This window comes from Flavobacterium soyae, from assembly GCF_021245985.1.
GTDB lineage: Bacteria > Bacteroidota > Bacteroidia > Flavobacteriales > Flavobacteriaceae > Flavobacterium > Flavobacterium soyae.
This window is the reverse complement of sequence record NZ_JAJQXA010000002.1, coordinates 102668-127865: the sequence shown is the minus strand read 5'-3', so window position 1 is coordinate 127865 and position 25198 is coordinate 102668. Positions and strand designations below refer to the sequence as shown.

Below are 25198 nucleotides of genomic sequence, written 5' to 3'. Positions count from 1 at the left end.
TATCGACAAAGATTGGCGACAAACTGTACGGAGTTTCGTGTGCGATTTCTCCTTTCAGTCGAAATGACAATACTTTATGGAAATACTTTGCGCTAGGAAACTAAAGACAAAGTTTAAAAACTTGAAACCTGAAACTATTTCCCCACCTTTTCAAAAACAAACTTTGGATCGTTATAATTCAAAGTCCCATTAATAAAGCACGGGAGATTCATGTAAGTGCCAATTACACCATTTCCTAAGATCAATTTATTTTCTTTTTTCAGCAACGCTAAAGGAATTCTTTTCCAGCTTCCGCCGTTAGAAATAAAATGAAAATCACCTCTAAAAGTGTCTCCTTTTATATCCCCTCTTACATCGCCGGAATCTTTTCCTGTTTTGTAATAAGATATTTCATAACGGCCGTAAAAGCGTTTGTCGCTTATGTTTATGGCTAAAATTGCGGTATCTTTATTGTTTACAGCAAGATACAAAACTTCGTGATAACCATTTTTTTCCTCTTTAGAATTGCAGGAAAGTATGGTAACCAATATCAGCAGAAGAAAAATAAAAGATTTTATATTCATGAGTGTGTTTTTTGAACCATATAAGAGTTATGTAAATTCATTTAAATTAAAGCATAATCTTGACCATACGAGTAATTTAGTTTGTTAAGAGAGAACTTAATTTCCTTATATAACTTATATGGTTTGAACTAATTTATTTTCTAACATAAGCAATTTCAGCTTGTTAAGAATAAAACTTAAATTTTCTTATATCACTTATATGGTGAAATTATTTTTGCATTATATTTTTTTCTAAATTTAAATAAAAAACATGGCGGATAGAGACACTTTTTTAAGAGAATTAAGAGGCGAAACTTTAGGAACTGTAAGTGCTCAATCTTCTTCAGATGAGATCTTTCAAAATCAGACGATTAGGCCTATTTTAAAACTTCAGAACGATTTGTTTATTGCGGTTTTTATTAATTATGTAAATAAAAACAAAGCTGATTTTTATTCGTATACAGTCGAAAAGAAACTACAGACTATAGAAAATTCCATTCAAAAAGATATTAAGTTCAGAAATTCTCTAAAAGGAATTGTAATGGCGCTTTTTACCATTGAAGAATACGAAACCTATATTAAAAATTCATCGAGTTTAAACAAACGAATGATGAATTTATTGATTGAGAGATTGAAAAGTCAGGTGCAGTTGTTTGAGGTTGAATCAGATTCGAAATGATTTTAAATGGAAATAGAAATTATAGAAGATAAGAATCAAAATTTATTTGTTTATAAAGATGGTAAATTGTTGTTTTATTCTACAATAAAATTTAACTGGCTTCGAAAGAATTTAATTAAAATTTTTGATTCTAATGATGATCTTATTTTAGAACTTCAAAGTTATGAACCTGTTTTCAGTTCTGCGAAATATGAAATTTTATTTCAAGATAAAGATAAAATCAAAGATATAATTGAAATTAACAAAAGCTATATATCTAACCAAGATACAATTTTAAGGATAACTCCAGAGAATATTTTTTCTTTCAATACTGATTTTTCTTATTTTTTAGATGGAATTAAAGTTGCCGATATAAAACATAAATTTTGGAGTTCCTCACAAAAAATTTCTGTGTTGTTTGATAACGAAAATATTGAGTTACTTGATCAAATAATAATTCATATTTTGTCCATTCACACAGGATATAATTCTAATGTAGCTTAATAATTTATAAAAAAAAATGTTTGATCAATTCCGAAATAAATTCCCTTTAACCGATGAAAAATGGAACGAATACACGAGTTGTTTTAATCGTATTGAAGTTCCTGCCAAAACAGTTCTGATTGAAGAAGGAGAAGTTTCTAAAAAGCTTTTTATAATTGAAAAAGGCTGTATCAGGGTTTGGTTTAATAATAACGGAAAAGATTTGACTTCGCAGTTCTTTTTCGAAAATCAAAGCGTTGCTTCTATCGAAAGTTTCATTAAAAAATTTCCGAGTCCGGTTGTGGTGGAAACAATCGAACCTTCTGTTTTATGGTGGATTTCTAAAAATGATGTTGATACAATTTTGGAAGAAATAAAAGAAATTCCAGAACTTCGGGATCGGTTAATCAATATGCTTTTTCAAAGAACGTTTGATTATATGAAACACTTTTTTTCTTTCATAAAAGACTCCCCTACTCAGCGTTACCTTAGTTTAATTGAAGAAAAACCTCAAATTGTGCAGCGTGTTCCGCAGCATTACATTGCATCTTACCTTGGCGTGAGCACTGTTCATTTAAGCCGAATCAAAAGTAAACTGGTTCACAAAAATAATTAAAATTTCACCATATAAGTTATATAAGTTAATTTAAGCCTAGCTTATAATTTCTTATATAACTTATATGGTTTAAAAAAAACTTGATAATTGTTTCTTATTTCATTTGATAACAAATGTTATCGTCTGCCCATAAACGGCTCTATAATTTTGCTTCATAAAATTTAATATTTATAAAAAATTATGAAAGCAGCAGTAGTTTACAAAAAAGGCGAATTGCCAAAATATGCAGAATTTCAAGAGCCAGTCTCAGCAAATGAAAATGAGGTTTTAATTTCGGTTAAAGCCATAGCGATTACCAATCTGGATAAAGGAATTGCAAGTGGAGAACATTATTCTTCAGAAAATGAAAATCAAAACGGATTTGTAATTGGCAGCGACGCCATTGGTTTACTTGAAAACGGAACCAGAGTTTATGCCCGCGGAATTTCCGGAACAATAGCCGAAAAAGCTTTAGTCGAAAAAAACAGAATGGTTGCATTGCCAGACGGAATTGAAGATGCAACGGCGGCAGCAATGCCAAATGCAGTTGCAGGTTCGGCAATGGCGCTTCGTTTTAGAGCCGGAATAAAACCGGGAGAAACGGTTCTAATTAATGGCGCAACTGGTTTTACAGGTCAAATAGCCATTCAGATTGCGAAACATTATGGAGCGAAGAAAATAATTGTTACGGGAAGAAACGAGAAAACACTTCAAAGTCTTTTAGAATTGGGTGCTGACGAAATTATTTCTTTAAAACAGAATGATGAAAACTTTATTTCGCAGCTTAAACAAATTCATCAAAATACACCAATTGATATTGTTTTGGATTATTTGTGGGGGCATTCGGCAGAACTGATTCTTTTTGCTTTAAAAGGAAACGGGAATTTTACACATAAAACACGTTATGTTTCTGTGGGTTCAATATCTGGCGATACGATTCAATTATCAGCTCAAATTTTGCGAAGTGTTGATTTGCAATTGTCTGGCTCTGGTTTAGGGAGCTGGACAAAAGACGAAGTAAAATTGCTATTTTTAGAAATGCTTCCTGAAATGTTTCTTTTGGCTTCTCAAAACAAACTAAAAGTAAATATAGAAAAAGTGAATTTAGTCGATATCGAGAAAATGTGGGACACAGACGTTCCTGATGGTAAAAGATTAGTGGTTCTTATTTAAAGTTGCTAAGGTTCTAAGATGCTAAGATTCTAAGTTTTTTTTTAAACTCAGAACTAATCTTAGCATCTTAGAACCTCAATATCTTAGCAACTTAGAATCTTAGTATCTCAGTAACTCGAATAAAACTTCTTCAAAACGATTTTTAGCTAAAAACTGATCTTCAAGAGCTTTTGTAAACGGAATTGGCGAATCTAAACTGGCCACTCTTTTTACAGGACCGTCTAAATATTCAAAACATTCTTCCATAATTAAAGCCGAAAGATCGCTGGCAATTCCGCCAAACATAGTATCTTCCTGATAGATAATAGCTTTTCCGGTCTTTTTAACCGAAGCAAAAATAGTTTCCGTATCAAGCGGCTGTAATGTTCTTAAGTCAATTAAATCAGCCTGAATTTCAGGATTTTTGGCTAAAGTTTCTAATGCCCAGTGAACAGGAGCTCCAAAAGCTATAATGGTTACTGCATTTCCTTCTTTTAATAAAGCAGCTTTTCCAAACGGAATGGTATAATAATCTGTTGGAACGTCTTGATAAATGCTTCTGTACAATTGCTTATGTTCAAAAAACAAAACTGGATTTGGATCGTTAATGGCAGTATTCAATAACCCTTTTGCATCATAAGGAAATGCCGGATAAACGACTTTTAAACCTGGAGTTTTAGTAAACCAGGCTTCATTTGTCTGCGAGTGAAACGGTCCGGCTTGTGTCCCGCCGCCGCAAGGCATTCTAACGACAACATCGGCTTTTTCGCCCCAGCGATAATGTGATTTTGCTAATAAATTGACAATTGGGTTAAAACCTGTCGAAACAAAATCAGCAAACTGCATTTCGACAATTGCTTTATAATTATTGATGGATAATCCCATTGCGGTCGAAACTACGGCGCTTTCGCAAATTGGTGTATTTCGTACTCGATCTTTTCCAAAAGCATCAGCAAATCCTTCTGTAATTTTAAAAGCACCGCCATATTCAGCAATGTCCTGCCCCATAATGACTAAGTTTCTATTACGCCACATAGATTGCTCTAAACCATTTCGGATAGCATCTATAAAACGAATATTTTTTACTTCTTCACCATGAGTATATTCTTCATATTCAAAGTCTTTATAAACATCATCTAATTCTCCGCTGTAAGTTGGTTCTATTTCAGGTTCAGCATTTGCCATTGACCAGTTTTCATCAATTTCCTGCTTAATTTCAGCATGAAGCTGTTCGTCAAGTTCTGCAGTAAGAATTCCATTTTCAGTTAGATATTTTCTATAATTCGTAACCGGATCTTTGGCTTCCCATTCGTCCATTAATTCCTGCGGAACATATTTCGTACCACTCGCCTCTTCATGGCCGCGCATCCTGAATGTTTTAAATTCTAATAAAACCGGATGCGGGTTTTCGATCATTTCTTTTTTTAACTGCGATAATTTGTTGTATACTTCAACAATATTATTTCCATCAATAATCCAGCTTTCCATGCCGTAACCAATTCCTTTATCGGCAAGGTTTTCGCATAAATACTGTTCGTTTGTTGGTGTAGAAAGTCCGTAGCCATTGTTTTCGATAATAAACATAACCGGAAGTTTCCAAACAGCTGCAATATTTAATGCTTCATGAAAGTCTCCTTCACTTGTTGCCCCTTCTCCGGTAAAAACAGCAGTAATTTTTTTATTGTCCTGAAGTTTATTAGCAAGCGCAATTCCGTCAGCAATACCTAATTGCGGACCTAAATGCGAAATCATTCCTATAATATTGAATTCCTGGGTTCCAAAGTGAAAACTTCTGTCACGGCCTTTTGTAAAACCATTTGCTTTTCCCTGCCATTGTGAAAAAAGTCTATGTAAAGGGATATTTCTGGTTGTAAATACACCAAGGTTTCGGTGCATTGGCAATACATATTCAGATTCGTCTAATACGGATGTAACTCCTACTGCAATGGCTTCCTGGCCAATTCCTGAAAACCATTTTGAAACTTTTCCCTGTCGAATCAAAATGAGCATTTTTTCTTCGATCAGGCGGGGTTTCAGGATTTTTTTATATAAATCTAGTAATTTTTCGTCAGTAAGGTTTTCTCTGTAAAAGATCATTGCACTATTATTTTTTAGTCAAATATATAAAAATATAACAATTTTAACGTTATTTGTTAAATAATTAAAAACAGTTATTAGTTAGCATTTATAAAAATAGAAAAAATAATCTGCTGTTTTCTATTTAAAAAAATGAAGACAAATATAATGGGATTTTTTTGTAAGCGAAATGTTTTTTATCTTATTTTAGCTACAAAAAAAATAATGCGTAAATTTTTCAGTATTTAAAATTAATTATTCAGATTTTGTATTAAAAAATAGATTTAAAACTAAATTTTATGGTAATTTATAAAATTCAAATATAAAATATTCTCTACCTTTGTTATTGAAAGGCTTTATACGCCTTTTTTTCTTAAATAAAAATGTAAAGTATGCAAAACATTCCTAGTGTAGACTTACGTGATTTCCTTTCGGACGACCCGAAACGTAAACAAAAATTTGTAAATGAAATCGGCAGTGCATTTGAAAACATTGGCTTCGTAGCTTTAAAAGGTCATTTCTTAGATGACAAATTGGTAGACGAACTTTATGGTGAAATTAGAAAATTTTTCGCCTTGCCAGTAGAAACTAAGCATAATTATGAAATTCCCGGAATTGGCGGACAAAGAGGTTATGTGTCTTTTGGTAAAGAACATGCTAAAGGGCGTAAAGAGGGAGATTTGAAGGAATTCTGGCATTTTGGCCAGTATGTTGATAAAGAATCTAAATGGGCTTCAGAATATCCTGAAAATGTAGAAGTTAAAGAATTGCCTCGCTTTAATGAGGTTGGTAAAGATGCTTACCAAATGCTTGAAAAAACCGGAATTTATGTTTTAAGAGCTTTGGCTTTACACCTTGGACTTGATGAGTTTTATTTTGATGAATATGCAAAAGAAGGAAACTCTATTTTAAGACCAATTCATTATCCTCCTATTACTTCTGAACCAGAAAATGCAATTCGTGCAGCGGCTCATGGTGATATTAATTTAATCACTTTGTTAATGGGTGCTCAGGGTAAAGGACTTCAGGTTCAAAACCATGACGGCGAATGGATTGACGCTATTGCGGCAGATGACGAATTGGTTATTAATGTGGGTGATATGTTGTCAAGACATACCAATAATAAACTTAAATCTACAATTCACCAGGTTGTAAACCCACCTAGAGAATTATGGGGAACTTCTCGTTATTCAGTTCCGTTTTTTATGCATCCTGTAAGCGATATGCGTCTGGATTGCTTAGATAAATGTATTGATGCAGAGAATCCTAAGAAATATGAGGATATCTCAGCGGGCGAGTTTTTACACGAACGTTTGGTAGAATTAGGTTTAATAAAAAAATAAAACTTTAGTAAATTCCAATATTAAAATTCCAAATTCCAAACTTACATTGGAATTTGGAATTTAATTTTTAAAAACCTTAATATTTGGAATTTATTTTTTAGAATAAAAAAATTATGGATTTAAAAGATCAGTTAAAAAACTTATTTCCAGATCACGAAGAATCAAATGAACCTGAGGAAATTCAGGAGCAGGAACATGTTTTGTATGTACAGAAAGAACCTATGATCTGTAAATTTGAAAAACGCAAAGGAAAACCAACGACTATAATTGAAGGTTATGAAGGAAGCGATGAAGATTTTAAAGTATTAGCCAAAGAAATCAAAACAAAATTGAGTGTTGGCGGTACTTTTAAAGATGATTCTATCATCATTCAAGGCGATTATCGCGACAAAATTATGGCAATTTTAAAAGAAAAAGGATTTAAAACGAAGCGTGTCGGGGGATAAAAATTCCAAAATTTAAATTCCAAATTCCAATTTTTTATTTAACGCAAAGTTCGCTAAGAATATTTACTTTAAGGCTTTTATAAAAATGCAAAGTTCACAAAGCTTTGTGTAAATTTGAGTAATTGGAATTTGGAATTTAAATTTTGGAATTTTATAGATGCACAGCTGTGCGCCTCTACAGAAAAACCTTTGTCCCTTTGTACCTCAGAACCTTAGTACCTTAAAAAAAATGATAAAAGAATCAGAATTAATACTTAACCCGGACGGAAGTGTATACCACTTAAACCTTCGTCCTGAACATATTGCCAACGATATTATTTTTGTTGGAGACCAGAATAGAGTCGAAAAAATTACTCAGTTTTTTGATTCGATTGAATATTCTACACAAAAAAGAGAATTTAAAACCCAAACCGGAATTTACAAAGGAAAAAGAATCTCTGTAATGTCAACCGGAATTGGACCTGATAATATTGATATTGTTTTAAACGAATTGGATGCTTTGGTAAACATCGATTTAAAAACACGTCAGCCAAAAGAAAAATTAACCTCTTTAAATATTGTTAGAATTGGAACTTCGGGTTCTTTGCAGGCAGATATTCCTGTAGACAGCTTTGTAATGTCAAAATTCGGACTTGGATTAGATAATATGCTTCGCTCCTATTTAATTGACGAAGTTTCGAATACGGCTCTTGAAGATGCTTTTATTCATCATACCAATTGGGATATTAGAAAAGGAAGACCTTATGTAATTCCGTGTTCTGAAAAACTGGAAAAAATTATTGAATCTGATAAAATTTTCAAAGGAATAACAGCAACAGCAGGAGGATTTTATGGGCCGCAGGGACGTGTTTTGAGATTGAATATTCAGGATGAAGAATTAAACAATAAAATGGATAATTTTGATTTTGATGACAATCGCATTACCAATTTAGAGATGGAAACTGCAGCTATTTATGGGCTTTCTTCGCTTTTAGGACATAATGCATTATCTTTAAATGCAATTATTGCCAATCGTGCTTCGGGAACTTTTAGCGAAGATCCTTATAAAGCTGTAGATGCATTGATTACGTATACACTAAATAAACTTTCAAGTATTAAATAATGCAAACGGCTATTCTTAAATTTGAAAAATTACTGAACGAAAATGTTAATCATTTCTCAACGTTAAGTAATGAAGCTTTAGAAGCCAAAATACCTGGAAAGTGGTCTAAAAAAGAAATTTTAGGTCATTTAACAGATTCTGCTATTCATAATTTGGTTCGTTTTACAGAAATTAATTATGCAGCAAAACCTTACCAGCATCGACCGTATAATCAAATAGATTTAGTAAATTTAAATCAGTATCAAACAATGGATCCTGATGAGCTCCTGCAATTATGGTTTGTATTAAACAAGCAGATTGTGAGATTAATTAAATCTGTTGATGAAAAAGCCTTAGATTATAAAATTATTTTGAGTGATGAATCTGTAATCGATCTAAGGTTTCTCATGACTGATTATGTAGAACATTTAGAACATCATATCAATCAGATAAAATCTTAGATTATGTTTTTAAGAGTAGCCAGACATACCAATGACCTAGAAAAAATTGAAAATTTTTATGTCAATGTTTTGGGTTTTGAACGATTAGGAGATTTTCAGAATCATAATAATTATGACGGTATTTTTATTGGCAAATCGGGTTTAGACTGGCACTTTGAATTTACACAGTCTCATACAGAAGCCAATCATTCTTTTGATGAAGACGATGTAATTATACTTTATCCTAAAACAATTTCAGATTATAATGAATTAATTCATAAACTTATACGCCATAATATTGCAACGATAACTGCAACTAATCCTTTCTGGAACGAAAACGGAAAAATGATTCAGGACCCTGATGGTTACCGCATAGTTATATCATCCTTAAAAGCCATAATAAACGAAATAGAATAATGCAGGAAACACATAAAAAAATATTATTTAAATATTACAGCGATTATTTAGAAGATACGGTTTCAGAAACTATGTGGGCTGAAATTATAGATTTAGATAAAGGGCTTTTTAAGCTGGATAATATTCCATTTTTTGGCCCTTTAATTGCTACGGATGATTTATTTTATGCTGAATTTGATGAAAATGAAAAACATCTGGTTTATAGAGAAACTATAGAAAATTCAGGAAATTCGATTGTTCAGGTTATAATTTTAGAAAAAGGATTTGACAAGGAAATTATCAGAGAAAAACTAAGGGCAATAAACTGTTTGTCAGAAGGCCTGAACGATAATTTTATTTCTGTCGAAGTAGTTCGTGATGTCGATTATTCGATCGTGAGAAGTGTTTTAAACGAATACGAGTCTCAGGAAATTATTCAATATGCAGAACCTTGCCTTTCAGATAAACACCGGGCCGATTTACTAAAAAACTAAACTTACATACTTAAGAATACGCATACCAAACTTAAACTTAAACTATAATGAAAACTGTAAAAATTGCAGGTGTTCCTGAACACTTCAATCTGCCATGGCATTTATGCATTGAAAATGGCGAATTTGAAGCAGAAAATATCGATTTACAATGGAAAAATGTTCCTGAGGGTACCGGAAAAATGTGTCAGATGCTGCGTGACGACGAAGCTGATATGGCCGTTATTTTAACAGAAGGAATTGTAAAAGATATAACAGCAGGAAATCCGAGCAAAATTGTGCAGATTTATGTGCAGTCACCATTAATTTGGGGAATTCACGTAGCAGCAAAATCAGGTTTCGAGACTGTAAAAGATTTAGAAAACAAGAAAATAGCGATTTCAAGAATAGGTTCGGGCTCACAATTAATGGCTTATGTAAATGCAAGTGAACAAGGCTGGAACAGTGATAATCTGCAATTTGAAATTATAAACACTATCGACGGTGCTGTTGAAGCCCTGACAAACGGAACTGCAGATTATTTTATGTGGGAACGTTTTATGACAAAACCTCTTGTTGACCAGGGAATTTTCAGGCGTGTTGGCGACTGCCCTACTCCATGGCCTTCGTTTGTTATAGCGGTTCGTGATGAATTCTTAAAAAAGAACCCAAAAACGGTTGAAAAAGTATTGGAAATTATCAATAAAACTACGCATGATTTTGCACAGATTCCTGATATCGACAAGACTTTGGCCGAGTTATTTAATCAAAAAGCTGAGGACATTCAGGAATGGCTGAAACTAACACAATGGTCACAAAAACATTTAAGTGAAAAAGCATTTATCAAAATTCAAAATCAATTATTTGATCTGGGAATTATTGATAAAAAAAGTACTTTTGTTGAAACGGTGAAAGCGCTGTAAAAACTGCTTTTTTGATTCTTATGATAAATTTCCCTAAAATTGACCTTCCGCAATTAAAATCTAAATTACAGGTGAAATCGCCTTGGGATAGGATTATTATTTCTGTGTTGAGTCTTTTTATTACCATTCCAATATTTATCATTCTGCATCAAAACCTTATTGATTTAGAGTGGGCCTTTAATCTGGATCGTGTTTTTATATTCATTTTTGTTTTTGCCGCTGTTTTCTTTCTGCTGATGTATCTGCGAACCATAATAATTTTATGTGTAGCGGTTTATTTATTGATTTTATTTTACGGATCGGTTATTGGAAATTATGGTTTCAGCGAGATTTCTGAAGATTATAATTCGATGATTTATACCATGTCAGACAATCCGTATCCGCAGGATATAATTGTGGCAAAACTGCTTCCGTTTCCCAATAAATCAAAAATTCTAAGCGCCATCGAATATCAAAATCCGAAAGTTCGAAATTTTGCCATTATGGCCACTACAAAGCATTTTAAAGGCATTAAAGGCTATTCTGATTACAGGACAATTATTCAGTGTTTTGCTGTTTTTAAAGAAATAAACAGCCGCTGGAATTATGTCAATGACCCTAAAGAAGGCGATTATATTGCTACGGCCAGCGAGTCATTAGAATATTTTTCAGGAGACTGCGACGATCATTCTATTTTAATGGCGGCGGCAATTCGGTCTATTGGCGGAACTCCAAGACTTATTCATACAAAAGGCCATATTTATCCCGAAATATTAATTGGTTCTATGATTGATCTGGAAAAAGTTAATTATTTAATTAAAAACGTACTTTTTCAAAGAGAAAGTTACGGCAAAAATCTGCATTACCATATTGACGAACGTGGTCAGGTCTGGATGAACCTGGATTATACAGCAACTTATCCCGGAGGACCCTTTATGTATGAAGAAATTCTGGGTGCTTTGACTTTAAATTAATTTATCAAAGTTCTTTAATCTTTTCTTATTTAGTTTAAAATATTAGAAATCAGATATCATAAATTCACTTTCTGTGACTATAATGTTAGAATTACTTTTTTTTTTTGTAACTTTTCATTTCTAATTTTTAATCACAAAATCATGAAAAATTCTAAATTATTTATCTTCACACTTGCATTGGCTGCAGTATTAATGATTTCATGTTCTAAGGGTAGAAATAAATTGGTAAACTCTTGGAAAATAACAGCGGTAGAACCGAAAATTCCTATTTCGGATTCTTTAAAAACTGTAATTTTAACAGATGGAACCTTAACATTTACAAAAGATGGGCATGTTACCGGATTTCTAACACGAGAAATAACAAATGGTACTTATGCATTGACAAAAGGGGGAAAAAATTTAGTAATTAAAGATGAAGTTGGAACCCCGTATCCTTGCGAAAGTACTATTACAAGTGATGAATTAATTTTGGACAGTAAAGAGATGAAAATTACGCTCAAGAAAATATAAGCTTTGCTATCCTGGTCTAACCATTAAAAACAAGACTAAAAACTCCTTAAATTATTCTTTTAAGGAGTTTTTATTTTCTATGAATTCTTTAAAATTTTAAAAACATACTCTTTATAGCTTGCACCTATTGGAATCTCAATATTTCCAATTTCGACATCGTAAGCGGTAAATGCTGTGATATTTTTTAGATTAATAATAAAAGAGCGATGAATTCTTAAAAAGCTTTTATCCTGCAGTTCTATTTCAATATCACTAATTTTATATTTGGCATTTAATTTTACTCCTTCTTTTTGATGCACAATAATATAATCTTTGACACTTTCTATGTACAAAATAGTATCGACGTTTATTTTATTGAATTTTGGCCCGTTTTTAATGTAAATATAATCTTCCTGCGAAGGTGTAATTATCTTGCTGTTTACCGGCCCGCTGATTCTTAAATAACGATCTGCCGCTTTAAAGAAACGATCAAAAGTAACTGGTTTTAAAAGATAATCTACAATATCAAGTTCATAACTTTCTAAGGCATATTCACGATAAGCGGTAGTAAAAATAACAGCCGGCGGATTCTTTAATGTTTTTAAAAAATCGATTCCCGTAATCTGCGGCATTTTAATATCTAAAAACATTAAATCTACAGCAGTTGTACGCAAAACGTCGGCGGCTTTTAAAGCGTTTGGACAAGTACCCACGACTTCAAAATAATCTAATTTGCTGATATGGTTCTGCAATAAGCTGATTGCTAAAGGCTCGTCATCGACTAATAAACACTTTATTTTCATTTTAAGCTAAATTATATTCGGTTGCTAAATTAATCTGCAAATAAGCCGTAAAATCCTCCTCAGTTTTAGTAACATCAAAAGTATAATGTTCCGGATAAATTTTATCAAGCTGCTGGATAATATTATTTAATCCAATTTTTCCATTTCCAGATTCGCTGTCAATTTTGTTTATGGAGTTTACAATCTTAAACTCAAAATGATCGTTTTGCAGTTTCAAATCAATTTGAATGTTTGGAGAACTTCCCGTGTCTTCTCCTGCTCCATGTTTAAAAGCATTTTCGACCAAAGAAAGCAAAATCAAAGGCGCAATAGATTTATTATGATCTATGGAATGATTAAATACTACGTTTAAATGTTCATCATATCTCAGTTTTTCGAGTGTAATATAATTTTCAAGCAAGGAAATTTCCTGAGAAATTGGAACATAAGTCGAACTGCAGCGGTATAAAATACAATCTAATATTTCAGATAAGACAGCAATTGATTTTGAGGTTATTGGAGAATTTACAATAGAAAGAGAATAAATATTATTGAGTGTATTAAACAAAAAGTGAGGATTCAATTGTGCTTTTAAGATTTTTAATTCGGTTTCTGCTTTTTGCTTTTCGAGCAGCAAAGACCTTTTCTGAATGACATACTGGTCTTTTATCAATTTTATAAAAATAAAAAATATAGACAAAGAAAGTATGTGCAAAAAATAAGCTCCAAATAAAGTAGGTAAATCGGTCAGGATTTCAGCAATGGGTTCCTGATTAAAAGGCCGTTTTCGTGTAAAGCCCTCTAAGCCATACACCATTGAAATCCTGGCAGTAACAGAGATTACATAACTACCCAGAATAAATTCTGCCCAAACTCTATTATGTTTTTGTGGTGCCATTAAACGAGGTAAAATTCTATAAGACATAAAATAAGCCCCAATGATAGAAAACAATTCGTAATACAGCGTGTATGCTATATCAACCTTTAATTCTTCAGGATCAGAAGAAGTGTTTTTACTAAAGAACATAATAAAAATGAATACCCAAAAAATGATATGGGTACTAATCCTGTGGTCTTTAGAGAAATTTATAATTTTTTCGAATGGTGTCATGGTTTTTAAGTTGCTGAGCTGCTAAGGTTCTGAGATACTGAGATGCTAAGATTTTTTTTAAACTGCTATTACTTTGTTTTAAAAAAACTTAGCATCTCAGTATCTCAGAACCTTAGCAGCTTTAAATAAAACCAAAGTTAACATTTATTTAGAAAGACAAAATAGTTGTCGATGAACATGCAAAAAAAAGATACAAACATATAAAAATTGGCTATAAACACGATTTATGGTTTCTATTTGATTGTTTATACGCAATAATCGCCCTTATATCATGTGTGTAAATTTTGAGTGAAATTAAAAAGGAGTTTTGCTTAAAATTCTAAACCAATCAAAAAATGAAACAGTTTGCATTATTAATCATTTTGCTTTTCGGATTTACATCTGGAGCACAAACATCACAATTTATTATTAAAGGAAAAATAGTAGATTCTAAAACCAAACAGGCATTACCTTATGTAACGCTTTTATTATCATCTGTAGAAAATAAAAAAGAAGCCGTTACAGACGCTGATGGAAATTACATTTTAAAAAGCAATCCCGGAAATTATCAGCTTAAAGCCGTTTATATGTCGTATAAATCTTTTACGGTCGAAAATATTCAATTGAATAAAGATATTGTCATGAAAGACATTCTTATAGAAGAGAGTATAAATCAATTAAACGAAGTAAATGTTATTGCCGAAAAATCAGCAGTAGAAATGAAAATTGACAAAAAAGTCTTTAATGTTGGTAAAGATATTTTATCCAGCGGAGGATCTGCTAATGATATTTTAAATAATGTTCCTTCAGTAAATGTAGATATTGCAGGAGTTGTAAGCCTTAGAGGAAACAGCAGCGTTACGGTATTAATAAATGGAAAACCGTCTATGCTGACGGCAAATAATGGTTTATCGCAAATATCGGCGGCAAATATTGAAAAAGTAGAAGTTATTACCAATCCTTCTTCTGCTTATGAAGCGCAGGGCGGTGCAGGAATCATTAATATTATTATGAAAAAGAACACAATGAAAGGCTTTAATGGTTCGCTTCAGGCCGGAATTGGAAATCCTGCAAGACATAACTTAAATGCTAATGTGAGTTATAAGACAGAAAAGGTAAATCTTTTTGGAAATTTGGGCTGCCGCTATTTAGATATTTATGGTTACAACAAACAGTTTCAGACTAATACAGATAATGGTACAACGACAATTTTAAACCAGTATGATGATATGAAACGAAGTATTGGCATCTATAATATGTATGTTGGCGGGGATTATTATATCAATTCAAAAAATACATTAACAGGAAGTTATTACCGCAGTAAGAACAATAATAACAACAAAATGCATTACAATTACAATTATGCAGATGCGAATAATGTTACTGACAGTATTATTTCGAGATCTGAAAAGTATAAAGAACCTCAAATTTACAACGCATTAGAATTAAATTATGTAAAAATATTTGACAAAAAAGATAAAAAATGGACAACAAGTTTACAATATGATTTTTGGAATGATGATGAAAACCAATATATTACGCAGCAAAAAACGTATCCTTTTAACGCCTCGGTTTCTAATTTGTATTCGAGAGATATAGAAAGCAGTAATGATATTTTTATAAAATCAGATTTTGTAGACCCAATTTCTGAAAATTCTAAAATTGAAATGGGAATTAGAAGCGATCTTCGCGCACTAAGAAGTGATTATCACACTATTCTGGACAATGTACTGCAGGAACAATTTACTAATAAATTAAAATACGATGAAAATTTGTACAGCGCTTATTTTCAGTTTTCAAGCAAATATAAAAAGTTTAATTACCAGTTAGGTCTGCGTTCTGAACTGTCAGATATAAAAATTGCCGATACAAAAAATACTTTTAATAACTCTAAAAATTACATTAACCTCTTCCCTACACTGCATTTTGTATATAATTTAACCGAAAAAACAGATTTACAATTGAGTTACAGTAAACGAATAAACAGACCGAGATTCTGGCAGTTAAATCCGTTTTCGGGAGTTTCAGATTTAAGAAACCTAACAGTAGGAAATCCAGATTTGAACCCAATGTTTACTAATTCTTTTGAGTTGACATTATTGGCAAAACCAGGAAAACTAAGTATTAATCCGTCTCTTTATTATCAGCATACCACCAATTATTTTGAGTATATAGTAAAACGTACAGATGAAAATTATTTTGTAAGCACGCCTGTAAACCTTGATACTGAAGATCGTTACGGTGCAGAAGTTTCAACAACTTATAATCCAACAAAATGGCTTAGGCTGGCTTTAGATTTTAATTATTACAAATTCAAACAGCAGGGAACTTTTGAAAACGTAAATTATAGTGCCGAAGATCAAACCTGGCTGTCTAATTTTAGATCTGTTGTTAAGTTTCCTAAAATTATTTCAGGAGAATTCAGTTTTAGATACCGAGGAAAAAATCAGGGAGTTCAATCGCTTACAGAAGCCCAGTATAGTGCAAATTTAGGCTTGAGCAAGGATTTTATTGGAGACAAAATGTCGGTAACTTTAAACGTAAATAATTTATTCAACTCACAGATTACGACAGAAAAAATTACAACTCAATATTACTATTTAGAATCTGAAGCCAGATCGCAAGGAAGATACATCAACCTTAATGTTATTTATCGTTTTAACAGAAGTAAAAATGAAGCAGATAGATTGCCTGACGGAATGTAAAAGGTTTAAATTCCAATTTTAAAAATACAAATTCCAAATGTTGATTTTAAATAAAAAAGTCGTTTTAATTCTAAAACGACTTTTTTATTCTATTCCCTTAGGATTTTTTCCATTTTCTTTCCTTTCGCCAATTCATCTACTAATTTATCCATATAGCGAATCTTTTGCATTAACGGATCTTCTATATCTTCAATTCGGTAACCGCAGATTACGCCTGTAATTTTAGATGCATTTGGGTTCAGGTTTGGTGCTTCTGCAAAAAATGCCTGCAAATCAGCCTTCTTTTCAATCTGATCTCTAAATTGTTTATCGTTATAACCCGTAAGCCAGAGTATAACAGTATCTACTTCTTCTGCCGTACGTCCCTTCTTCTCTACTTTTTCCTTGTATAATCGATAAATACTTGCGAATGAATATTGAAACACTCTAGCATTATTATTCATGTTTTCTTCTTTTTTAATGAATTTAAAATTATAAAAATTTTGAATTTTATTGGTAAAAATTAACAAAATGAATATGCACCGTTTCAACGAATTAAAATCTGTTGCTGCAGTATGAATCGTTCCTTCGGAACTTCCATCCTTTGAAGAAAGGCCCCAGGCTCGATTTATATTGTAAGGCTGGATTTTGATCCAGTTTAACGCATGGTGAAAAAAAAATCAAAAAAAATATTGCGCAGTCAAATGACTTCATTATATTTGCAGTCAAATAACTGCATAATGGAAATACGTAGAGATGTTTTTCAGGCAATTGCCGATCCAACGCGAAGAGCAATTTTAAATTTGGTGGCCATACAAGCGATGACGCCGGGAACCATAGCGGAAAATTTTGATTCGTCAAGACAGACCATTTCGAAACATATTAAAATATTAACGGAATGTGAACTCCTTGACCAAAAGCAAAACGGACGCGAGATTTACTATTATATAAATCCGAAAAAAATAAAAGAAGTTGCTGATTTTATTGAACCTTTTCGCCAAATGTGGGACGATCGTTTTAATAAATTAGAAAGTATAATGAAAAACTATAAACCTAAAAAAGATTAATTTATGGAACGCAAAACAAAAATTAATGCCGAAAACGGCCAGCAGGAAATTGTAATTACAAGAGAATTTGATCTTCCGGTTGATTTGCTTTTTAAAGCTTATGCAGAGCCCGAAATTGTGGAACAATGGATGGGAACAAAAGTGGTAAAATTAGAAAATAGACAGCATGGCGGCTGGCAGTTTGAAACCAAAGATCCCAACGGAAATGTTGTATTTAGTGCCAATGGCGTAATACATAATTTTGTTCCAAATGAAAGAATTACCAGAACTTTTGAAATGGATAATGCCAATTTTGTGCCTCAGTTAGAATTTTTGGAGTTTGAAAAACTTACAGAAGATACAAGCAGACTTACGATGCAAATTATCTACAAATCTGTAGAACACAGAGATCAACAATTGAAACTGCCTTTTGCACAAGGTATGAATTTCGCACACAATCGCTTACAGGAAATAGTAAACAAACTTAAATAAATCGTTATGAGCAAAAAAAACAAAATTATTTATTGGATTGCCACAATTTGGCTGGCATTAGGAATGACTTCAACAGGAATTGTACAAATTATAAAAATGAAAGAAGAAGCCGATATGATGGCGCATTTAGGTTATCCGCTTTACTTTCTAACCATTATAGGCGTTTGGAAAATTTTAGGTGTTATAACCATTTTAATTCCGAAATTCCCTTTATTAAAAGAATGGGCTTACGCAGGATTCTTTTTTGCCATGAGCGGCGCTATTTTCTCTCATTTTGCTGTAGGTGATTCTGGTATAGCATATTTTGGACCGACATTATTATTGGTTTTAACAGTTACTTCATGGTATTTTAGGCCAGATGAGAGAAGAACTGTTATTTAGTCTCAGTTTTCAGTCGTAGTTTACGGTTCTGAAAAAACTGAAAACCGAGACTGCGACTGAAAACTAATATTTAATTTTACAATAATATTATTTCTAATAAATGAGCCTGCTAATTCAATCAGCTTTACCGGATAATTCGATTTTGCATTTTGTTCACAGCTTTTGGATGCTGGAAAACAATACGGGAAAGGATATTCCATCAACTGTTTTACCAAACGGAATGGTTGATTTGGCGGTAATGAATTTAAATGCTGATAACTGGCAGAAAACAATTCGAGGTTTAGATACAATTCCGGGTCAGATTACTATTCCCGTTGGAGCAAAAATGTTTTCCATTGGCTTTAAACTGCTTGCCGTAGAATATTTATTTGGAGGTTCGATCAAAGATGTTTTAAATGACGGAAAAATTATTTCAGATGAAATCTGGCAGTTTGAAGCAGATGATTTAAGCACTTTTGAAAACTTTTGCGGTAAAGCGACCCAGATAATAAACCGAATTTTAATACCAAATATTGACAATCGAAAAAAGAAATTATTCGAACTTATTTATTTTTCAAAAGGCTCTATAATGGTAAAGGAACTTTCTGAAAACGTGTTTTGGAGCAGCCGTCAGATTAATCGTTACTTTAACCAGCAATTCGGCATTTCGTTAAAAACTTATTGCAATATTCTGCGTTTTGGCTCTTCGTTTAAACCTATCAGTGAAGGCATCCTTTTTCCGGAACAAAACTTCACAGATCAAAATCATTTTATCAAAGAAATCAAGAAATACTCCGGCGTTACGCCAAAAGAATTAAGCAGAAACAAAGACAATCGTTTTATGGATATTGTGGCGATTAAAAAGCTGAATACCAAAAACGACTGATTTTTACTATTTCATCTCACAACCCTTTTCCAATTTTGTAACCTAATTAAGCAATAAAAAATTATGTTACTTACAAATAAAAAAACGGTCATTATTGGTGCTGGTCCGGTTGGTTTAACAATGGCCAGATTATTACAGCAAAACGGAATTGATGTTACGGTTTACGAAAGAGATAAAGATCCAAAAGCAAGAATTTGGGGCGGAACACTCGATTTACATAAAGGTTCAGGTCAGGACGCGATGCAGAAAGCGGGATTGCTTGATACGTATTATAAAATGGCGATTCCGATGGGGAGAATTATGACTGATTATAAAGGAAATGTATTGTTTAGTAAAGAAATTACTGAAGAAGAACTATATGACGCTCCTGAAATTAATAGAAATGATTTAAGAACACTTTTAATTGACAGTTTAAAAGAAAATACAGTTGTTTGGGATAGTAAACTGACTGAAATTGAGGAACAAAATGGAGAATGGCATTTGCATTTTGAAAACGGAAAAACTATAGCTGCTGATTTTATTATTGGCGCAAATGGCGGCATGACTTCTATTAGAAAATATATTACAGATGCCGAAATTGAATTTACGGGAACGTATATGATTCAAGGTGAAGTTTCTGCATCACAAGCAAAATCTCTCGGTTTTTATGAGTTATGTGGTGATAAAATTTTAATGGTTTCTAACAATGGTAATTTATTGGCTGCCAATCCTAAAAATAATAATACATTAAGTTATAATGTTATTTTTAAGATGCCTGAAACGTTAAAAATCGATTTTCAAAATATAGAAAATGTCAAAGTATTTCTTTTAGATAAACTTTCTGATTGGGGAGAATCATATAAAGAATTATTTTGTACCACTTCTTTCTTTACCGGATTACCAACTAAAAAGATTTCTGTAGAAAAAGCATGGAAAAATAACCGCCCCCTGCCTATTACACTTATTGGCGATGCCGCACATTTAATGCCTCCTTTTGCAGGACAAGGTGCCAATATTGGACTTCTTGATGCTTTAATTTTATCTGAAAATCTATTAAGCGGGGAATTTGAAACTATTGAAAGTGCTATACATAATTACGAAGAAAGAATGTTTGTTTATGCAAAAGAAGCGCAGCAGGAAACTAAGGAAAATGAAATAGAAATGCTTAAAACTGATTTTTCTTTTCTAAAATTTGTTAACTGAAATTTTATCCTTTGTGATGAAAATAATTTTATCTTAGTCAAAGAAAACTAACCTTTATAACTAAAAGCTAAAAATATGTCAGATTCACAAAATCAACCAGACGATACAACTCCTAAAGTTACTGGAATTGGCGGTGTTTTCTTTTTTCTTGAAAATCCAAAGGAAACAAAAGACTGGTATGTTAAAAATTTAGGAATAGAAATCAATGAGTGGGGTTCGGCAAGTTTTGAATCGAGAAATCTTGATAAACCAGAGCAGATAGAATCAACGCAATGGTGCCCTTTTAACAAAGGCGATGAATATTTTTCTCCGTCAAAAAAAGACTTTATGGTAAATTACCGTGTTCAAAATATCGAAGGACTTGTAGAAAAACTCAAAGCAAATGGCGTAACCGTTCTTGATGATATCGAAACGTATGATTATGGAAAATTTGTGCATATAATGGATACAGAAGGTAATAAAATTGAGCTTTGGGAACCGGTTTATTAAAAATCTAATCTGTTAAGAAAAATCAGTTCGAAAAAGTATAATTAAAATAAGCAAATGAAAACAAAAGTTCAAATATTGAGAGAAGAAAAGCATCTGACTCAGACTGAACTTGCTGAAAAATCAGGGCTTTCATTACGAACAATACAAAGAATCGAAGCGGGAAATATCCCAAAAGGTTTTACGCTTAAAGCTTTGGCAAAATCATTTGAAGTTGAACCTGAAAATTTAATTTCAGATTCACAAAATGATCCTGAAATTAAACGAGCTAAACTTATTAATTTTTCTGCTTTGTCTTCTCTTGTTATTCCGTTTGGAAATATTATTTTTCCTTCTATTTTAACTTATAAATCGAAAGAACCAAAAGCAAAAGAATTAGGAAAAAGTATTTTGACCGTACAGATTATCTACACTTTTGTTCTTGGAACTTTGATGATTGTAAGTCCATTTATTCAGAAAGCATTTTCTCTAAATTTTCCGCTGTTTATTGTCTTTTTAGTACTCTTAAAAATCATAAATGTTTATATAATTTTTAAAAACGGATTGAGTTTAACTCAAAAAGCAGATTTATATATAAAGCTGAAATACAATATTTTATAGGCTATGCCATAAGATTGGCGTAAAAAAGTCATATCGGTTTTTCGGTTAAATTGCATTACAATTCTCAATATTGCAGAAAAAAATGTAATGAAAATAATTAAAAAAATCGTGCTGGCTTTTTTAGCCCTTATTCTTTTCTCATTAATTGTCGGCTATTTTTATTTTGATAGAAAATTCAGTCCTTCGGAAAATTACCTTAAGGTTTCGGGAAATGTAGAAAACGTCCACATTAAATGGGTATCAGATAGAGAAAATCCTTATACTGCGCTTCTTTTACCTGTTCAAATAAAAGGTCTTGAAAAAACATTTTATATGCAGCTGGACTTTGGTTCGCCGGTAACTATTTTCTACAAAAAATCACTGCAGTCTGTTCAGGAAAAATTCCCTAAACAAATTGAGTTTAAGGAAAAACAAGAAGATATTCTGTTAAACTTCAAAATAATGAATCTCAATATTTCTTCTGAAAAATTTCAATTGTTGAATTATGGTAAAAAAGTTGATTTACAGAACCCGGATTCTGTCGATATCATAGGAACAATTGGAACTGACTTATTAGAAAAAAGAACAGTTTCTTTAGATTTTAGAAATAACACCTGCGCATTTACTGAAAATGAAATCGAAAACGGATTTACAAAATTTGAATTTAAGAAACGTAAACTCCTTTTTACTGCAAAAATTGAAAATCAGGATTTAAAACTCCTTTATGATTCCGGAACCAGTGGTTATGAATTGATTATAAATAAAGAAGAATGGCAAAAATATAAGCTCAAAAACAGCAAATTAAAAGTCGAAAAAGGAAATTCATGGGAAAATCTACTGACAGTGATTTCTGCTCCTGCAAATAAAGAAATGCAGTTTGGAGGTACGCAATTAAAAATTTCGGAAGTAACGTATATCGAAGGAGTTTCAAAAATGCAGACTTTTTTAATGAAAAGCTCAGGAATGCAGGGAATGATTGGGAATAAAATCTTTTTAAACCATAAATTGATTATTGATTGCAAAAATGAAAGATTCAGGGTTGAGTAAAATATAACGGCAATTTAAAATCTCTTATTGGGTCATACATTTAGAGGTTTTATTTTGATAACGGACTTATAAAAACTATGGACATTGAATTGGTTGAGTATTAATTGTATTCAAAAAAAGCAAAATGAAATAAAGATTTATAACCTTTCAAATGATGTCTTTAAATATTGCTTTATTATTTCAAATGTTTCTTTTGATGGATTAACAATACAAACCCAGTTTAATGAACCGTAAGTTGGATGAGGAAAGAGTGTATCTTCTTGTGTAAAGTCTAACCCAATGTTCAGATATGCTTCAAGTTTTGTATCATTTGTCAAACCTCCAAATTTAGATATGAAAATTTCTTTATTAATTGGGAAATTTAATCTGAAAAAACCATCCCTATTTAGATTTGATACACTATCGTAATCATTATCCTTATTGATAAGTGTAACAAATGGTAGTTTGTCATTATTCATATGCATAAAAAACAAGTCACCATCCGCTTCTATAATATTTAATCCTTCAAAATTTTCAAGTAAGTATGTTTTAATATCTTCAATTGTCATAGTATTGTTTTTTTAGCAAATGTAAGTTTGAAGTTTTACATTTGCAAGAAGTTACCAATTTGGTATATAGTTTGCAAAAGTAAAGTAATGGCTAAAAATAGACTTTAGAAGCGATGAAAAAGATAAAAAATATTTCAGTTTGCCCTTTTCAGGAAGCAATGGATCTTTTTTCGGGAAAATGGACAATGACCATAATTAACAATCTTATGTCAGGAACTATGAGATATAATGAACTTTCAAAAGCAATTCCTGGCATTAACACCAGAATGTTAGTAAAAACTCTTAAGGAGTTAGAGTCCAGAAAAATAATAAAAAGAAAAGCATACGCAACAGTTCCTCCAACAGTTGAATATTCCCTTACAGCTAAAGGTCTTTCGTTAAAGTCAGTTGTTAAGGAAATTCAAAATTGGGCAATAAGTCATATGGAATGATTTTGCTTTTATATATCAGCTATAATTACATTCCCGGCCAATATAAAAAATTGAATTTATGCCCATCGGGATCAGTAAAACCAAAGGTATAACCTTTTTCAAAATTTTCAGGTTCAGAGAATATTTTTCCGCCTGCTTTTTTAACTTTTTCAAGCCAAAGGCCTGCCTCTTCTCTACTGTCTGCGGATAATGAAAAAATAATTTCATTATTGCTTGTAGTGTCGGTTAATTTGCTTCTTAAAGCATTTTCAAATCTTTTGGCAGTAAAGAAATTAATTATAAAATTATTTTCAGCAAAAATGAAACTTACCAATTCATCCGTTTCTTTTCCGTTTTGTTTGAAGCCTAACGCAGTATAAAACTGAATTGTTTTTTGTAAATCATTAGAAACCAAGTTTCCCCATATCATTCTAGTTTTCATAAGCTTAAGTTTTATTTAAAGTAAAGAAATTAATTTCTTGATGCAGATATTTTTTCATAATGAAAAGGCTGCATTTTTTCAGCTTTATTTTTGATTACCAAAAACAAAGATATTTCTTATATTCGCTAAAATGGAAGTCATTTAATAACATAAAAAAACATTTGATATTTCAAATATGAAAAAAGTTTTACTATTATCTGCCTTAATTTTAAGTATTAGCATTACGTATTCTCAACAAAAGAAAAAAAAGAAAACCGTAATCCAGCCTTCATCAAGTTCTGTTTATGATTCTTCGGATATTACAAAAGACAGCAAATGGATTGCAAAATTTAAACTTCAGGGAAAGGTTTACAATGTTTATTTAAAACATCAAAAAGAATTGTCATCTGAACAAACTGCTGCAGACACCCTGCTTCAATATCATTTTGTGTATCAAAATGCCAGATATAGTGTTCTTCAAATTCCAAAATATTCGACTATAGACGGAAAAATTTCTGCGGAGGGCTCTTATAAAGTCAAAGGAGATACATTAATTACAAGTGTTAATTATTACGATCCATATCACGGAGGGAATTTAACAACAAAATATGTTCCCGATAAACAAAGCTGGTTTAGAGAAATAAATTACGTGATGAAAGGAATTGATACAGATACAGTCTCTAACAGATATATAAAAACCGCAAAAATGAATGTTCCTTATTCCGGAAAAAATTAAAAAAATGAAACAGTAAAAATTACTGTTAAAAATCTTACATTTACTTTATTATTTTACTATTTTTAAAATCTATATTCAAATTTTACATCTGCTTCTACTGAAGAATTTTTAAGGTTAAAAAGTTTTAATAAAACTTTCGAAATCTAAATTATAAATTCTTAGGAGAAATGAATCAAATTAAAAAAACAACTACTAATTAACTACAACATTTACATGTTGCTATAAAATTTTCGTATGTGCACAAGAATAGTCTACAAAGGCTTAGATGGATTAATACTTACTGCCCGATCAATGGATTGGAGCTCAGATCTTCATACCAATCTGTGGATATTACCCAGAGGTATTGAGCGCACGGGAGAAGAAGGCCCTCAGTCTATTAAATGGACATCTAAATATGGAAGT

At 31.8% G+C, this 25198-nt stretch carries 31 protein-coding genes; 24 read left to right on the top strand and 7 right to left on the bottom strand.

Annotated elements, in window-relative coordinates; all coding sequences use genetic code 11:
* Positions 1 to 134: 134 nt before the first annotated feature.
* Positions 135 to 563: a hypothetical protein gene (locus LUU93_RS03065; protein WP_232678102.1), complete on the bottom strand. Its 429-nt coding sequence runs from the start codon at positions 561 to 563 to the stop codon at positions 135 to 137.
* A 250-nt stretch (positions 564 to 813) separates the two neighbouring features.
* On the opposite strand from LUU93_RS03065, the gene LUU93_RS03060 reads away from it, so the two are divergent.
* From LUU93_RS03060 to LUU93_RS03045, 4 genes are all read left to right on the top strand, one after another.
* Complete coding sequence (locus LUU93_RS03060) at positions 814 to 1221, top strand: glyoxalase (protein ID WP_232678097.1); 408 nt, start codon at positions 814 to 816, stop codon at positions 1219 to 1221.
* A gap of 6 nt (positions 1222 to 1227) precedes the next feature.
* Positions 1228 to 1704 (top strand): hypothetical protein, encoded by a 477-nt coding sequence (locus LUU93_RS03055; protein ID WP_232678095.1) that lies wholly within the window; start codon positions 1228 to 1230, stop codon positions 1702 to 1704.
* A 16-nt stretch (positions 1705 to 1720) separates the two neighbouring features.
* Positions 1721 to 2299, top strand: a complete 579-nt coding sequence (locus LUU93_RS03050) for a Crp/Fnr family transcriptional regulator (protein ID WP_232678092.1) — start codon at positions 1721 to 1723, stop codon at positions 2297 to 2299.
* 180 nt (positions 2300 to 2479) lie between these two features.
* A complete protein-coding gene (locus tag LUU93_RS03045) occupies positions 2480 to 3451 on the top strand; it encodes a quinone oxidoreductase family protein (RefSeq protein ID WP_232678088.1) in 972 nt (323 codons plus the stop codon).
* A 99-nt stretch (positions 3452 to 3550) separates the two neighbouring features.
* On the opposite strand, the gene LUU93_RS03040 is transcribed toward LUU93_RS03045, so the two are convergent.
* The gene (locus tag LUU93_RS03040) at positions 3551 to 5527 is read right to left on the bottom strand and encodes an alpha-ketoacid dehydrogenase subunit alpha/beta (RefSeq protein WP_232678087.1); all 1977 of its coding nucleotides are present in this window, start codon (positions 5525 to 5527) and stop codon (positions 3551 to 3553) included.
* Positions 5528 to 5898: 371 nt separating this feature from the next.
* Between LUU93_RS03040 and LUU93_RS03035 the strand changes: the two genes are divergently transcribed.
* From LUU93_RS03035 to LUU93_RS02995, 9 genes are all read left to right on the top strand, one after another.
* Positions 5899 to 6849 carry an isopenicillin N synthase family dioxygenase gene (locus tag LUU93_RS03035; protein WP_232678086.1) on the top strand — a complete coding sequence of 317 codons (951 nt, stop codon included), beginning with the start codon at positions 5899 to 5901 and terminating at the stop codon, positions 6847 to 6849.
* A gap of 113 nt (positions 6850 to 6962) precedes the next feature.
* Entirely contained in the window at positions 6963 to 7295 is a 333-nt protein-coding gene (locus tag LUU93_RS03030; RefSeq protein WP_232678085.1) for a translation initiation factor, read from the top strand.
* Between the two features lie 229 nt (positions 7296 to 7524).
* On the top strand, positions 7525 to 8397 hold the full coding sequence (locus LUU93_RS03025) for a nucleoside phosphorylase (RefSeq protein WP_232678082.1): 873 nt from the start codon (positions 7525 to 7527) through the stop codon (positions 8395 to 8397).
* Positions 8397 to 8837: a DinB family protein gene (locus LUU93_RS03020; RefSeq protein WP_232678080.1), complete on the top strand. Its 441-nt coding sequence runs from the start codon at positions 8397 to 8399 to the stop codon at positions 8835 to 8837. Before LUU93_RS03025 ends, LUU93_RS03020 begins: the two co-directional genes overlap by 1 nt.
* Positions 8838 to 8840: 3 nt before the next feature.
* A complete protein-coding gene (locus tag LUU93_RS03015; protein WP_232678078.1) occupies positions 8841 to 9233 on the top strand; it encodes a VOC family protein in 393 nt (130 codons plus the stop codon).
* Positions 9233 to 9706, top strand: coding sequence for a DUF4265 domain-containing protein (locus tag LUU93_RS03010; protein ID WP_232678077.1), 474 nt, complete (start codon positions 9233 to 9235; stop codon positions 9704 to 9706). Before LUU93_RS03015 ends, LUU93_RS03010 begins: the two co-directional genes overlap by 1 nt.
* Before the next feature lie 47 nt (positions 9707 to 9753).
* On the top strand, positions 9754 to 10605 hold the full coding sequence (locus tag LUU93_RS03005) for a substrate-binding domain-containing protein (protein ID WP_232678074.1): 852 nt from the start codon (positions 9754 to 9756) through the stop codon (positions 10603 to 10605).
* 20 nt (positions 10606 to 10625) lie between these two features.
* Positions 10626 to 11558, top strand: a complete 933-nt coding sequence (locus LUU93_RS03000) for a transglutaminase-like domain-containing protein (protein WP_232678706.1) — start codon at positions 10626 to 10628, stop codon at positions 11556 to 11558.
* Positions 11559 to 11699: 141 nt separating this feature from the next.
* Positions 11700 to 12068 carry a hypothetical protein gene (locus tag LUU93_RS02995; RefSeq protein WP_232678072.1) on the top strand — a complete coding sequence of 123 codons (369 nt, stop codon included), beginning with the start codon at positions 11700 to 11702 and terminating at the stop codon, positions 12066 to 12068.
* A 77-nt stretch (positions 12069 to 12145) separates the two neighbouring features.
* Here the strand turns inward: LUU93_RS02995 and LUU93_RS02990 are convergent, their stop codons facing one another.
* Both LUU93_RS02990 and LUU93_RS02985 read right to left on the bottom strand, forming a co-directional pair.
* The gene (locus tag LUU93_RS02990) at positions 12146 to 12850 is read right to left on the bottom strand and encodes a LytR/AlgR family response regulator transcription factor (protein WP_232678070.1); all 705 of its coding nucleotides are present in this window, start codon (positions 12848 to 12850) and stop codon (positions 12146 to 12148) included.
* Position 12851: 1 nt separating this feature from the next.
* Positions 12852 to 13940, bottom strand: a complete 1089-nt coding sequence (locus LUU93_RS02985) for a sensor histidine kinase (protein WP_232678068.1) — start codon at positions 13938 to 13940, stop codon at positions 12852 to 12854.
* 335 nt (positions 13941 to 14275) lie between these two features.
* Here LUU93_RS02985 and LUU93_RS02980 point away from each other — a divergent pair, with 335 nt between their 5' ends.
* Positions 14276 to 16624, top strand: a complete 2349-nt coding sequence (locus tag LUU93_RS02980) for a TonB-dependent receptor (protein WP_232678065.1) — start codon at positions 14276 to 14278, stop codon at positions 16622 to 16624.
* An 89-nt stretch (positions 16625 to 16713) separates the two neighbouring features.
* Here LUU93_RS02980 and LUU93_RS02975 read toward each other — a convergent pair whose 3' ends face one another.
* A complete protein-coding gene (locus LUU93_RS02975) occupies positions 16714 to 17067 on the bottom strand; it encodes a DUF2200 domain-containing protein (RefSeq protein WP_232678063.1) in 354 nt (117 codons plus the stop codon).
* 276 nt (positions 17068 to 17343) lie between these two features.
* Between LUU93_RS02975 and LUU93_RS02970 the strand changes: the two genes are divergently transcribed.
* The 8 genes from LUU93_RS02970 to LUU93_RS02935 all read left to right on the top strand — a co-directional run bounded on the left by LUU93_RS02970 (position 17344) and on the right by LUU93_RS02935 (position 22681).
* Positions 17344 to 17670 carry an ArsR/SmtB family transcription factor gene (locus LUU93_RS02970; protein WP_056209295.1) on the top strand — a complete coding sequence of 109 codons (327 nt, stop codon included), beginning with the start codon at positions 17344 to 17346 and terminating at the stop codon, positions 17668 to 17670.
* A 3-nt stretch (positions 17671 to 17673) separates the two neighbouring features.
* On the top strand, positions 17674 to 18141 hold the full coding sequence (locus LUU93_RS02965; protein ID WP_232678062.1) for an SRPBCC domain-containing protein: 468 nt from the start codon (positions 17674 to 17676) through the stop codon (positions 18139 to 18141).
* A 6-nt stretch (positions 18142 to 18147) separates the two neighbouring features.
* Positions 18148 to 18522, top strand: a complete 375-nt coding sequence (locus LUU93_RS02960; protein ID WP_232678061.1) for a DoxX family protein — start codon at positions 18148 to 18150, stop codon at positions 18520 to 18522.
* Positions 18523 to 18622: 100 nt separating this feature from the next.
* Complete coding sequence (locus tag LUU93_RS02955; RefSeq protein ID WP_232678058.1) at positions 18623 to 19387, top strand: helix-turn-helix domain-containing protein; 765 nt, start codon at positions 18623 to 18625, stop codon at positions 19385 to 19387.
* A 63-nt stretch (positions 19388 to 19450) separates the two neighbouring features.
* The gene (locus LUU93_RS02950; protein ID WP_232678057.1) at positions 19451 to 20569 is read left to right on the top strand and encodes an FAD-dependent oxidoreductase; all 1119 of its coding nucleotides are present in this window, start codon (positions 19451 to 19453) and stop codon (positions 20567 to 20569) included.
* A 75-nt stretch (positions 20570 to 20644) separates the two neighbouring features.
* Positions 20645 to 21058 (top strand): VOC family protein, encoded by a 414-nt coding sequence (locus LUU93_RS02945; RefSeq protein ID WP_232678056.1) that lies wholly within the window; start codon positions 20645 to 20647, stop codon positions 21056 to 21058.
* A 54-nt stretch (positions 21059 to 21112) separates the two neighbouring features.
* The gene (locus LUU93_RS02940) at positions 21113 to 21655 is read left to right on the top strand and encodes a helix-turn-helix domain-containing protein (protein WP_232678055.1); all 543 of its coding nucleotides are present in this window, start codon (positions 21113 to 21115) and stop codon (positions 21653 to 21655) included.
* 87 nt (positions 21656 to 21742) lie between these two features.
* Entirely contained in the window at positions 21743 to 22681 is a 939-nt protein-coding gene (locus LUU93_RS02935) for a hypothetical protein (protein WP_232678053.1), read from the top strand.
* A gap of 137 nt (positions 22682 to 22818) precedes the next feature.
* Here LUU93_RS02935 and LUU93_RS02930 read toward each other — a convergent pair whose 3' ends face one another.
* Positions 22819 to 23229 carry a DUF6194 family protein gene (locus tag LUU93_RS02930; protein WP_232678052.1) on the bottom strand — a complete coding sequence of 137 codons (411 nt, stop codon included), beginning with the start codon at positions 23227 to 23229 and terminating at the stop codon, positions 22819 to 22821.
* Between the two features lie 113 nt (positions 23230 to 23342).
* On the opposite strand from LUU93_RS02930, the gene LUU93_RS02925 reads away from it, so the two are divergent.
* Positions 23343 to 23660: a winged helix-turn-helix transcriptional regulator gene (locus LUU93_RS02925; RefSeq protein WP_232678046.1), complete on the top strand. Its 318-nt coding sequence runs from the start codon at positions 23343 to 23345 to the stop codon at positions 23658 to 23660.
* A 25-nt stretch (positions 23661 to 23685) separates the two neighbouring features.
* Here LUU93_RS02925 and LUU93_RS02920 read toward each other — a convergent pair whose 3' ends face one another.
* On the bottom strand, positions 23686 to 24081 hold the full coding sequence (locus LUU93_RS02920) for a VOC family protein (RefSeq protein WP_232678040.1): 396 nt from the start codon (positions 24079 to 24081) through the stop codon (positions 23686 to 23688).
* 175 nt (positions 24082 to 24256) lie between these two features.
* Between LUU93_RS02920 and LUU93_RS02915 the strand changes: the two genes are divergently transcribed.
* On the top strand, positions 24257 to 24796 hold the full coding sequence (locus LUU93_RS02915; protein ID WP_232678039.1) for a hypothetical protein: 540 nt from the start codon (positions 24257 to 24259) through the stop codon (positions 24794 to 24796).
* Positions 24797 to 25198: the final 402 nt, after the last annotated feature.